The organism is Synechococcus sp. B60.1 (genome assembly GCF_047462555.1).
GTDB lineage: Bacteria > Cyanobacteriota > Cyanobacteriia > Thermostichales > Thermostichaceae > Thermostichus.
In genome coordinates, this window is the sequence record NZ_JANSJN010000013.1 from 26134 (window position 1) to 36706 (window position 10573).

Below are 10573 nucleotides of genomic sequence, written 5' to 3' on the forward strand. Positions count from 1 at the left end.
CAGGCTATGGGCCTAGGTCGTGAACTTTTGCCCTCGATTTCTTTACTGAAACCTTCTTCGACCGGTGAATTAGCTGACAGCTCAGCAGGTTCTTCCGAGCAGCCAGCGAGCGAAAGTGGGCCGAGTGATGAGATCTCCGACTTAGGTAAGATTTTCCCCGAGCTGGACAGCATACTTGACGATCTGAGATAAAGTAGTTTGTTTCTCCCTACTATTTGAGGAGGTGAAGTTTTGTTGCCTAAGGCCCTGCCCTTGCAGCAATGCTTAGAAGGGGTTCTCTCCATAGGGGAGAAAACTTTCAAGGTTGCTAGCCTGGTCAAAGCTGCCCAAGAGGATTTGGCCAAAAAGGAAGAGCTCAATCGCTTGTTTATTACAGCCTTGAGATCCTCGGGGATCCTTCCACCGGAAAACCTGATTAGTATTGCCAGTAGCTTTCTTCCTCCTATTCCTATTCCTCCCGGATCTGAAGAAAAGTTAGAAAAGTTACTGCAAGAAACCAAGTGGTTTGATCAGGGCCTTACCTGTCAGCTCTTGGTACCGGGTAAGAAGGAGTGGGAGAAAGGTAGGGTCAGATTGCGGATCACTGTAGAGTTTGAGCCAGAGCGTACGGGCTCAGAAAGTAGCGATGGATCCCCTCTAGATGACCTTCGCACAGACAAGGAGTAGCTTAAGTTAGCGGGATGCATTAGGAGGCTGGGTCAGTGTCAAGCAACGATCAACCTCAGGATCGCTTTGTCGAGATAGATGCTTCTCCAAACACCGTCATTGATATAGGAGGAGGCCTGATCTACTCAAAAGAGTTTATTTGGGCTTGCTTGGAAAGTGCTTATAATAACTTTGGATCTCGTTTATATGACAAACTTAGAGCCAAAAACATTCCTGGCTCGGTCAATTTTTACCAAATAACTGATGCGAGAGGGATCCCTGTTAAACTTTTACGTCCTAGCTTGCCATGGGTTGATGGCAGAGTTAGGGTAAGGCTAATAGTTGAGTTTGAGCCAGAAGATCCAGGATCAGCAAGCGATGGATCTTCTCTGGATGACCTTCGAAAGGATGCCGATTAGCCAGGTCTATTAGCACTAGGAAACAAGACATGCTTGACTCGATAATTCTCAAAGCAGATGATAAAGAAACTGCCGTTGCGATTGGCGACCAAATCTATCTTCCTAGTGTTTTGCACAGTGCAATTATTGATTACCTTCTTGCAGATATTGCACGAACAAATAGCCACCTTCGCTCAAAAAAGATTCACGTAGAAATTAGAGCTTTGGTAGAGGGAGTAAAATCCCGAATCCTGCAGCCTAGAAAGGATTGGGCTGAGGGAAAGGTATCCCTTAAAGTTTGTCTCGAGTTTGTTCCCGATAGCCCATCTCAAGACTCGGAACTAGATAGTTTTCGCAATACAGGTGAGTAATGGATGAAAGAGAAAAAACCTGGTGAGAGGATCCCGATCCCAGCATCTGTGCGGGAGTATGTCTTCCAAAGGGATGGCTTCCGCTGCCGCAGTTGTGGCAAATCGCCCCCAGAGGTGCAGCTTCAGGTTGATCACATCGTCCCCCTTGCCCAGGGCGGCAGCAACGACATCAGCAACTTGCAAACCCTGTGCAAAGTCTGTAATCAGCGCAAAAAGGACAGGTGGGATCCCCGCTTTCGCCGCCATTTCGATCTCTAGGGAGCTGAGATCTACCTCAAACAACAGGCGGAAAGCTCAAAAAGGGCGGGCGGGTGAGGATCCCTGCTACAGAACCGACTTCCACCTCCCACCCTTCAGCCGGCTCGAACTTGGTGCGCACATAGCCCAAGCCCCAGTAGCCTTGGGAGGTGGAACCAGCGCTGGTCAACACACCAATCTTTTCTCCTTGCCGCACGATGTCGGCACCGGGCTGAGCCTCGCCCTGGAGGCGGATCCCCCATAAGGTTTGGCGGATGCGCCGGTAGGTCACCTGCTTGGCCAAGACTTCCTGGCCAATGTAACACCCTTTGGAGAGGGAAATGGCGTGCCACAGGCCGGCTTCCAGAGGGTTGTAGTCGGGGGTTAGCTCGCGGTCGGCGGCAGGGCGACCGGCCTCCAGGCGCAGGGCTTCCCAAAGTTCAGGTGAGGCCAGCTCCGCTCCAGCTTGCAGCAGGCAGTCGGCAAGGGCAGCTTTGTGCTCTAGGTTGCCCCAGAGGGTAAATCCCGGCTGGGCAAGGCCGCTGCCACAGGCCAAATGGACAGGGATCCCCTGAATCGCCACCTGGCGGTGTTCGTACAGTTTTGTCGGGATCTCTTCTGCAGCCACCACCTTCTCCAGAAGAGCCTGGCTCTGGGGGCCAATTAGCCCAAAGGCAAAGGTCTGGTCAGTCGCATCGGCTAGCTGGGCCCCCCGCACAAAGGGCAACATACGCCCCAGGCTCTGCATCAGCAGGCTGCGCCGCTGCGGCGAAGTCCAGATCCAGGAAGCCTCTTCTTCCACATACACCGTGGCCAGATCGAGGATCCCTGCTGCGGGGCTAACGAAAACCGTATCCGCCCCCTGGCCGGGAGCAAGGGCCTTAAGATTCTGGGTACTCTGGCTGTGCAAATAGTCCAAGCCGGGGGATCCCTGCAGGCGCAGGCGACCCCATTCAGAGCGATCCAAAAGCAGGGATCCCCTCTGCGCGGCGGCTTGCTCTTGCGTGGTCAAGGTGGTGTGAACAGCAGAAATAACAGACATCGCTCACCCCAGGGGTGCTCTTTGGTTTTCTTCCCTACCCTAGAATAGGCTAGTTTACCCTAGCGTCTGTGGCAGATCCTTGGTGTACTGACTGTGATCGAGGTTGAGGTTCACCAACAGTTGCGACAGCTTTTGCGGCAGTCTCCCGAAGCCGTGTGGCCCCATCAGTTGACGATGGCCCGCATGGTGGCCCGGGGATTGCGGTTGGGTCGCAGCACCTTGATCCAAGTGCCTGCTGGGGGCCAGCACCGCCTCAGCTATCTGCTGCCAGCCTTGATGTGGCCGCATGCCACGTTGCTCTGTGCCACGGTGCCCGTGCAGGCGCAAATCTTGGGAGAAGAGATCCCTTGGCTCCGGCAGACCCTGCAGTTGCACAAGCCCGTCCTGCAAAAAGACCGTTGGCCAGATCCCGATTTTCAGGGGCTGCTGTTGGTAGATCCCCTGGATTGGCTGCGGGCTCGCCTAAGGGGAGCCGAGGTACCGACCGGGATCCCTCTGATCCTAGACGGAGCCGAAGACCTGGAAGATTGGGCCTACCAGGCGCTGACGGTCACCCTGGAAGCCAGTCACTGGCAGCAGCTCCGGCAGATCTTCCCTGCCGAGGCGGAGCGGCTTTCCCAGGCCCAGGTAAATTTGGCCCTGCAGCTTTTGCGGCGACCGCTTTCCCGCTGCCTGCTCCAGGCGGATGAACAGGTTCACCTGGAGGCAGCGCTGTCTCTGGTGGTAGGCTACGCCGGCTGGCTGCCAGATCCTTGGGATCAAATCCGCTGCAGGCTTAGCGCCGAGGGGGATCCCACCTCCCGCTGGGTTTGGTGGGCAGAAACTGACCGCGAGACTGGTCGCCTCACCCTTCACCACAGCCCGGCAGCTCTACACGAGTGGCTGGCGCCCATCTGGGCCACTCAGCCGGTGGTGATCATCGGCGAGGCCCTGGATCTGGATCGGCAGGCGGAGGCCTATCGTTGGCGCCTGGGCTTGCCAGATCTGACACCCTTGCGCTTCAGCTCAGGCGAGGATTGGATCCGTTCCGGCGGGGAGCCTTTGCCGAGCCTTTCCCTCTACTTGCCGCGGCTGCCCTTGCCCAACAGCCCCCTCTTCCGGGAGCACCTGTTGCAGGAGCTAAGGAGCCTGATCCCGCAGGTGCAGGGCTTTGTGGTGGTGCTGGTGTCGGATCAACCTCTGCAGGTACAGGTGGGGGCTGCTTTGGCTGCCGAATTTGGCTCGCGGGTACGGGTAAACAGCCTATTTCCCGGAGAAAAGGGCATTTTGGTCTGCGACTGGCCCTACTGGTTGCAGCACAAGGCCAGCCTACCCTGTCCAGAGCTGCTGGCGATTGCCACTCTGCCTTTTCCCTCGATGGAGGATCCAAGAGTGGCCGGACGGGTGCAGTATCTGCAGCGCACCCAGCAGGACTGGTTCCGCCAATACCTCTTGCCAGTGGCGGCCAGCCAATTGCAGCGGGCTGTCGCCCCTCTGCGACAAGGCGCAGAAGCAGATGAAGCCTCCGGCTTGCCCACCCGCTGGGTGGCGATTTTGGATAGCCGCATCGTTGCCCGCAGCTATGGCGTTGCCCTCCTCAATGCCTTGGGACCAACCCTGCGCATCCAGCAGCGCAGCCAATTGTTCGTTTAGGGATCCCTGGGCTTCTTGGCCTTGCCTTCAGCCCCTCTTCCTCAGGGAGAGGGGAGAGAGATAGGCAGATTTGTATCCTAGGAAGCCAAAGCCAACGGGGATCCGGGCTATTCTGAGTTCAGTCTGCTCTCAGCTTCCTCCTCAGAAATCATGACCAGTCCTGCTCTCAGCCCCGATACAGAACGGCGCGCCCAAGCAGTTTGGAAGCCGTTGCGCCAGGCCATTGTGGAAAGCTCGGGCTTCCGAGGATGGCTCCAAGGACGGGAACTGCCCAGCCAGGAGTCTGAGCTGGATCGTTTGGTACATTGCTACCTCGAGCAAACCCTTTCTCACCTGGCCTACTAGGATCCCCATAACCCCAGCCAAAGGGGCAGGGTAAACAAAGCTGCCAAGTAGCCTACGGCCAGGGCCGTTACAGTAAGCTCCCGATCCAAGTCGTATTCTTCCGTGAGCACCAGGGTGGCAATAGCAGGGGGCATGCCAGCCTGCGAAGTTAGCACCAGCTTGGCCAAGGGGGGATAGGGAGTCAAGGTTAACCCCAGGCCAACCAAGAGAGGGACAATCACAATTTTGATGAGGAGAGCCACAGCGGCAGGGCGAAAGGATCCCCAGCGTTTTACTTGGGCCAGTCGGATCCCGAGGAGCAGCAGGCTGAGGGGAATCGTGCTCCAGGCGAAGGCAACCAATCCTTGAGAGAGCCACCCCGGCAGGGGTTGGCGAGCTAGAGCTAGGCCGACAAAGAAGGCCCACAGGGTGGGGCTGCTCAGCAGTCGAGTCGCTGCCTGCCAGGGAGGAGGGTGGGAGGGGCTGTGGTGGCTGGCCACCCAAACCCCCAGCCCGTAGGCCGTAAAGAGCGTGCCCAACAGGTCGTAAAACAGGGCCCAGCCAAAGTAGGCGCTCCCGGCCACCGCCAAGCAGATGGGGTAACCCAAATAACCCGTATTTCCCAGGGTGGCTGTCAGATAGAAGCTGCCGCGCCGCCCCCTGCTCCAAAGCCAGGGATCCCCATCTTTGTTCCCCTGCCAGGCGTGGTGTTGCCATCTTAGCCAGGCGTTGGCCAGGGCAAATCCTAGCCCGGTTGCCAGCCAGCAGACCAACGGGGCCACCCAGATCTGGCCGGAGAGATCTACCCCCCGCATAAATCCAATTGTGCCCAGGGGCACCCCTACCCAAAACATGAAGCGGCCCAGCGCATGCGGAGACAGCCAGCGGCTCCAAGTAGGGGGCAGCCTCCTTTGCAGGAGAAACCCCAGCAGTGTCCAGCCCAAGAGGGGGAGATAAACCTGGAAAAGTGTGGTGAGCACGCCCAAGTGGCCCTAGGAGGGAGAGGAAGCGGATCCCAGCCTTGTCCTGGCAATCCATCAGGCAGGGATCTGCTGCTGTTCACGCAGGGCAAAGATGCGCAGAATCACCTCTTCTACCACCCGGTCTGGGGTAGAGGCACCGGAGGTGATGCCGATCTGCACCGGCCCATCGGGCAACCAACCCTCGGTAACAATTGGGTCTTGGTGGAGGGGCTTGTGGCGGATGCAGTTGGGGGGCTGGATGCAGTCGGGGCCATCGATGTGGAAAGAGGGCAGCCCCTTGGCCAGGGCAATTTCCTGCAGGTGAGTGGTATTGGAGGAATTGAACCCGCCGATTACCACCACCACGTCCAAGGGCCGCTCCAGCAGCTCAAACATGGCATCCTGCCGTTCTTGGGTGGCGTTGCAGATGGTGTTGAAGCTCATGAAGTGGTTATCCAGCTCCTGGGGGCCATATTTGCGCAGCATCGTGGTCTCAAACAGCTTGGCAATGGCGCGCGTTTCCCCCTCCAGCATCGTGGTTTGGTTGGCAATGCCAATCCGCTCCAGATCCCGATCCGGATCGAAGCCGGGAGACGTGGCCTTGCCGAAGCGCCGCCGAAATTCTGCCGCATCTCCGCCTTCCAAAATGTAGCGGGCGACCCATTGCGCTTCTTCCAGGTTCAGCACCACCAGATATTTCTCGGCAAAAGAGCTGGTGGCTACGGTTTCTTCGTGGTTGTACTTGCCGTGGATGACAGAGGTGAATTGGGCGGCGCGGTGCTTATCCACCTGGTTCCAGACGCGGGACACCCAGGGGCAGGTGGTATCGACGATCTCGTTGCCCTGCGACCGGAAAAACTCCATCTCCGATACGCTGGCCCCAAAGGCAGGCCAGATCACCACGTCCTCGGGCCGGATCTGGGAGAAGTCCTTCTTGCCATCCGGGCCTTTCTCCACAAAGCGGATCCCCATCTCCTGTAGGTGGCGGTTGACCAGAGGGTTGTGGATGATCTCGTTGGTGATCCAGATCTGCCGATCCGGAAAGCGGCGCCGCGCTTCGTAGGCATATTCCACCGCCCGCTCCACACCCCAGCAGAAGCCAAACGCCTTGGCCAGATGGATGGTGATATCCCCCTGCCGATAGCAGTAGGACTGGGCGCGGATCTGCTCCACCAGCGAGCTTTTGTAGGTGGTTTGCAGCTCCCGTTGCGCTTGATCCTTGTGCTCTTCAAACCCTTTGGCAAAGTAGGTGCTGGAGCTGCGCAGAGCCTTGCGCAGGGCACGCGGATCCTGGGGGGAGCTAGCCGGAGAAGAGGGTTGGGAATGAGGCATGGTTGTCACTTGGTCTGTGCACCGCTAACAGCAAAGGGATCCTCTCTCAGCTTACGCCCTGTCTTGAGTGCGTAGGTCACCCCGGCGGCAGGGCAGCCCCCAAAAATCCGAAGGGATCCCAGACTCGATCCACAAGAGCCAGGGCAGCTACCGAGAGATTGCGCTCTCAGGAGGCGGCTGATCTTGCCTTTCCAGTTGCTGCAGCCGTTCCTGGAGCTGACGGGCAGTCAGGGAGAAGCTGCGCCCCGGCCAAAGCAAAGAGCCTAGCCCCGCCGTCAACAAACCCAGGCCGATGGCCGCGGCGATGAGAAACCCCAAGGGGAGCTCCACCGAGCGCCACATTAGAAAATAGACGGTCAGAGGGGTGGGGTTTTGTCCGGCCAGGACTGCCACTCCCAAAGCCAACAGCAGTGTCAAGGCCAAGTGGAACAGCAGCAGCATGAGGGATCCCGTCGCAACAGTTCTATTCTGCCTTGCTGGCCGACGGCGCAGGCCAGGGCTGCACTGTGCCATCGGGCAGGATGGCGCCGCTTAGGTCGGCACCAATCAGCACCGCTCCGCCTATTTTTGCCCCGCTCAGATCGGATCCCTGCAGTTGGGCACGGGTTAGCTTGGCTTCCCACAGGTAGGCCCCGTGCAAGTTGGCTTCCCGCAAATCGGCAAAGCTGAGATCGGCGCCAATGAGGTTGGCTTCCCAAAGGTTGGCACCGCGCAGGTTGGCCCCCATCAGGTTGGCGGAGCTGAGATCGGCTCCACGCAGATCCGCCTCCTGCAAGTTAACCCCGCTCAGCTTGCCAAAGGAGAGGTTGGCCCCTCTCAGATTCACCCCCTGCAGGGTGGCACGCACCAAGTCCACACCCACCAGGTTGGATTCTTGAAAGTTGCGCTCGCCGGCGGCATAGTTTGCCAGCAGCTCATCTGCAGTGGTCACTCGGGGCATAGCCGGGTACCCCCAATCGCCGAGTTTATCCAGCAACCCTTAATTGCCAAATGAGGTGCTGATGACTCAATGCTAGATGTTGGCCATTATACCGTCTATCTACAGCCGCTCGCGGTTCACGGCGGGCAAGAAGGGATCCCCGCCGCTGTCTCATCTGCCCTCTGGGGAGAGGGCGGGGTTGCTTCTGCTACCTTTTGGATGTGCAGCTCCAAGTAGCCGGTGGCCGGATCCGGCTGACGGGAGAAGCGGTACTCCAGGCTGTCGGCAAGGACAATCTCGGCGGTGGTGTAGATGAGGCAGCCAGGGCGCAGGTGCCCTCCCCAAGTTCGGCCTTGGGCATCGGCAACAGCCAGATGGAGATGGACGCCGTCCGGGCACAGGGATCCGCTCAAGGCCAGGATCTCCAGGCGCTCGGCCAACAAGTAATCCTCCGTTTGGTCGGCTAGACGCAGGGTGGCTTGGCTGAGGCTGCCAACAGCACTGAGGACAAAGGCTGCCTGCAGGGGTTGTTGGCGGGCAAAGCGCTCCAGCTCCTGCTTGAGGTCTTGGCCGGGCAGCAGGCGTAGGGGGTAGATCTTGAGGGATCCCGTGGGTAGAGGCTGTTGGCAGCCAGCAGCAGCAGCGCTCCCCGGTCGCCAGCCGGGCTTGACCACCGGGTAGGCACGGGCAATCACCAGGCAGTCGTCGGGTACAGGGTAGCGGGCAGGGATGGTGGAGCCGGCGGCAATGGTGACATCGGATCCCACCTTGAGGGGGGCCACCAGCACCGAGTTGGCGCCGGTCTTGCTGCGATCGCCGATTTCTGTGAAGTGCTTCTGCTGGCCGTCGTAGTTGGCGATGATCGTGCCGGCGCCGATGTTGACCTGGGATCCCAGCTTGGCGTCACCTAGGTAGGCCAGGTGGGCGGCGTTGGTGTGGGAGCCAATCTGAGTGTTTTTAACTTCCACAAAGTTGCCAATGCGGCAGCCGTCGCCAATGCAGCTATTGGGGCGGATATGGGCATAGGGCCCTATCCAGACATGGTTGCCGATCTGGCTGTGGCTGACCACCGAGTAGAGGATGTGGCAATCGGAGCCGATGGTGCTGGAGTCGATCCAACTGCCCGGCCCCAGGCGGGTGCGCGGCCCGATGCGGCACCTCCCGCGCAGGTGGGTTTGGGCTTCGATCACCACATCGGGGGCCAATTCCACCGTCTCTTCCAGGCTGACGCTGTCGGGATCCACAAAGGTGACCCCGGCTTCCATCCAAGCTTCCTTAAGGCGATCCTGCAAAATCTGGTGGGCTTGGGCCAGTTGGCGGCGGTCGTTGATGCCAACGATTTCCTGAGGATCCTCAGCGTCTAGGGCAATGGCTTTCTCCAGTAGTTTAACCGCGTCGGTGAGATAGTACTCCTGCTGGGCGTTGTTCCGCTCCAAACGGGGCAGCACCCGGGCCAGGGCCGGCCAATGGAAACAGTAGACGCCGCTGTTGATGCGGCGATTTTGCCGTTGGGCCGGGGTGCAGTCCCGCTCTTCCACCAGCTCCAGGATCCGCTGCTGGGCATCGCAAAACACCCGCCCATAGCCATAGGGATCCGCCACCTGGGCCGAGAGCAAGGTCACATCCGGCTGGACTTGGCGGTGGCGTTCCACCAGCGCCTGCAGGGTTTCCACCCGCAACAGAGGCACATCCCCGTTGACCACCAGCAGATCCCCTTGAAAGTCGCCGAGGACGGGCAACAGTTGCTGCACCGCGTGTCCGGTGCCCAGTTGCTGGGCCTGCTCCACAAATTCAACCGGGTACTCCCGCAGGGTCTGTCGCACCTGCTCCTGCCCGTAACCCACGATCACCAAACAGCGCTGGGGCTTTAAGGTCAGCACCGTGCGCAGCAGCCGCTCGATCAAAGACAGGGATCCCAGCTTGTGCAGCACCTTGGGCAATTGCGACCGCATACGGGTGCCCTTGCCCGCTGCCAAGATTGCTACGGCCAGCTCCCGCTCTGCCATCTTTGCCCTCCGATCTGCCCCCATCAAGTATACGCGGCAGGCGCTGGTGTTCCCTCCCCCTCTGCCAAGCCCTTGGAAACTGCGCTAGCCTGGTGGCACGTGTAGGTGGGGCAGGGTATGTATGGCTGGGAGCGAGGGCTCGGATACCCCTCTTCAAAAACGTCAGCGCTTGGTCCGCGAGGCAGCCGGCTGGCTGGCAGTGCTGGGGGTGCTGATCCCGGGACTGCAGCGCTTCTACATGGGCCACAAGCGCTGGGGCTGGGTGTACTTGCTGGTGGGGCTGATGGTGTTGGTTCCCTCTATTCCCCTGCAGATCCTCAGCTATGGGCTACGAGCGCTCTGCCTGCTGGAAGGGCTGTGGTTGCTTACCATGACCAATGAGGACTTCGATTTTCGCTTCAATCGGGATCTCATCGAGCTGGACTGGAGCAGCGCGAAAGGTCGGGAAGTCCGGGATCCCGAGCAGCAGTTGGAGCTCCAGTTGAAGCAGGGCTTGATTACCCGCGACGAATACGAGGAGCGCCGCCGCCACCTTCGCGAGATCTCTTGAGTGGGACTGCGATTGCTCCAAGATATTTCCGACCTACAGCCTGTTAATTTAAAATGGGGTACAGGTTTTAAGAGGGAGGAAGAGAGGCCAACCCATTCTTTGGATCTACGGCAAAGAGTTGTAGCAGCTTATCAGGCAGGTCAGACCTCTATCCG

14 protein-coding genes and 1 pseudogene are annotated in these 10573 nt (G+C 59.1%); 8 read left to right on the forward strand and 7 right to left on the reverse strand.

Annotated features, from left to right (window positions below):
* The 5 genes from NW863_RS02775 to NW863_RS02795 form a co-directional block, all read left to right on the forward strand.
* Positions 1–192 (forward strand): hypothetical protein (locus NW863_RS02775; protein ID WP_414364225.1); only part of this gene is annotated, 192 nt, incomplete at its 5' end.
* A 42-nt stretch (positions 193–234) separates the two neighbouring features.
* Complete coding sequence (locus NW863_RS02780) at positions 235–666, forward strand: KGK domain-containing protein (protein ID WP_414364226.1); 432 nt, start codon at positions 235–237, stop codon at positions 664–666.
* A gap of 35 nt (positions 667–701) precedes the next feature.
* A complete protein-coding gene (locus tag NW863_RS02785; RefSeq protein WP_414364227.1) occupies positions 702–1064 on the forward strand; it encodes a KGK domain-containing protein in 363 nt (120 codons plus the stop codon).
* Between the two features lie 29 nt (positions 1065–1093).
* Positions 1094–1414 carry a KGK domain-containing protein gene (locus tag NW863_RS02790; RefSeq protein ID WP_414364228.1) on the forward strand — a complete coding sequence of 107 codons (321 nt, stop codon included), beginning with the start codon at positions 1094–1096 and terminating at the stop codon, positions 1412–1414.
* A 3-nt stretch (positions 1415–1417) separates the two neighbouring features.
* Positions 1418–1672 (forward strand): HNH endonuclease, encoded by a 255-nt coding sequence (locus tag NW863_RS02795; RefSeq protein ID WP_414364229.1) that lies wholly within the window; start codon positions 1418–1420, stop codon positions 1670–1672.
* 16 nt (positions 1673–1688) lie between these two features.
* Here the strand turns inward: NW863_RS02795 and NW863_RS02800 are convergent, their stop codons facing one another.
* Complete coding sequence (locus NW863_RS02800; RefSeq protein WP_414364230.1) at positions 1689–2693, reverse strand: YgfZ/GcvT domain-containing protein; 1005 nt, start codon at positions 2691–2693, stop codon at positions 1689–1691.
* A gap of 93 nt (positions 2694–2786) precedes the next feature.
* On the opposite strand from NW863_RS02800, the gene NW863_RS02805 reads away from it, so the two are divergent.
* Together NW863_RS02805 and NW863_RS02810 are read left to right on the forward strand one after the other, a co-directional pair.
* Positions 2787–4325 carry a hypothetical protein gene (locus NW863_RS02805; protein ID WP_414364231.1) on the forward strand — a complete coding sequence of 513 codons (1539 nt, stop codon included), beginning with the start codon at positions 2787–2789 and terminating at the stop codon, positions 4323–4325.
* A 150-nt stretch (positions 4326–4475) separates the two neighbouring features.
* On the forward strand, positions 4476–4670 hold the full coding sequence (locus NW863_RS02810; RefSeq protein WP_414364232.1) for a hypothetical protein: 195 nt from the start codon (positions 4476–4478) through the stop codon (positions 4668–4670).
* Here the strand turns inward: NW863_RS02810 and NW863_RS02815 are convergent.
* The 6 genes and pseudogenes from NW863_RS02815 to glmU form a co-directional block, all read right to left on the reverse strand.
* A complete protein-coding gene (locus tag NW863_RS02815) occupies positions 4667–5629 on the reverse strand; it encodes an AEC family transporter (RefSeq protein WP_414364233.1) in 963 nt (320 codons plus the stop codon). The two genes, NW863_RS02810 and NW863_RS02815, sit on opposite strands and share 4 nt — an antisense overlap.
* 57 nt (positions 5630–5686) lie before the next feature.
* The gene (locus NW863_RS02820) at positions 5687–6943 is read right to left on the reverse strand and encodes a 4-hydroxy-3-methylbut-2-enyl diphosphate reductase (RefSeq protein WP_414364234.1); all 1257 of its coding nucleotides are present in this window, start codon (positions 6941–6943) and stop codon (positions 5687–5689) included.
* 147 nt (positions 6944–7090) lie between these two features.
* Entirely contained in the window at positions 7091–7384 is a 294-nt protein-coding gene (locus NW863_RS02825; protein WP_414364235.1) for a lipopolysaccharide assembly protein LapA domain-containing protein, read from the reverse strand.
* A gap of 22 nt (positions 7385–7406) precedes the next feature.
* Positions 7407–7883: a pentapeptide repeat-containing protein gene (locus NW863_RS02830; protein WP_414364236.1), complete on the reverse strand. Its 477-nt coding sequence runs from the start codon at positions 7881–7883 to the stop codon at positions 7407–7409.
* A 116-nt stretch (positions 7884–7999) separates the two neighbouring features.
* On the reverse strand, positions 8000–8536 hold the full coding sequence (locus NW863_RS02835) for a PPC domain-containing DNA-binding protein (protein WP_414364241.1): 537 nt from the start codon (positions 8534–8536) through the stop codon (positions 8000–8002).
* Positions 8519–9868: pseudogene (gene glmU / locus NW863_RS02840) on the reverse strand (bifunctional UDP-N-acetylglucosamine diphosphorylase/glucosamine-1-phosphate N-acetyltransferase GlmU); the annotation flags it as partial. The pseudogene glmU and the gene NW863_RS02835, both read right to left, overlap by 18 nt.
* A 121-nt stretch (positions 9869–9989) precedes the next feature.
* Here glmU and NW863_RS02845 point away from each other — a divergent pair.
* Positions 9990–10418: an SHOCT domain-containing protein gene (locus NW863_RS02845; protein ID WP_414364237.1), complete on the forward strand. Its 429-nt coding sequence runs from the start codon at positions 9990–9992 to the stop codon at positions 10416–10418.
* Positions 10419–10573 lie beyond the last annotated feature (155 nt).

Coding starts and splice junctions, on each gene's coding strand:
- NW863_RS02800 (WP_414364230.1), bottom strand. CDS start 2,693: ATGTCTGTTATTTCTGCTGTTCACACCACCTTGACCACGCAAGAGCAA.
- NW863_RS02825 (WP_414364235.1), bottom strand. CDS start 7,384: ATGCTGCTGCTGTTCCACTTGGCCTTGACACTGCTGTTGGCTTTGGGA.
- NW863_RS02795 (WP_414364229.1), top strand. CDS start 1,418: ATGAAAGAGAAAAAACCTGGTGAGAGGATCCCGATCCCAGCATCTGTG.
- NW863_RS02790 (WP_414364228.1), top strand. CDS start 1,094: ATGCTTGACTCGATAATTCTCAAAGCAGATGATAAAGAAACTGCCGTT.
- NW863_RS02810 (WP_414364232.1), top strand. CDS start 4,476: ATGACCAGTCCTGCTCTCAGCCCCGATACAGAACGGCGCGCCCAAGCA.
- NW863_RS02845 (WP_414364237.1), top strand. CDS start 9,990: ATGGCTGGGAGCGAGGGCTCGGATACCCCTCTTCAAAAACGTCAGCGC.
- NW863_RS02830 (WP_414364236.1), bottom strand. CDS start 7,883: ATGCCCCGAGTGACCACTGCAGATGAGCTGCTGGCAAACTATGCCGCC.
- NW863_RS02820 (WP_414364234.1), bottom strand. CDS start 6,943: ATGCCTCATTCCCAACCCTCTTCTCCGGCTAGCTCCCCCCAGGATCCG.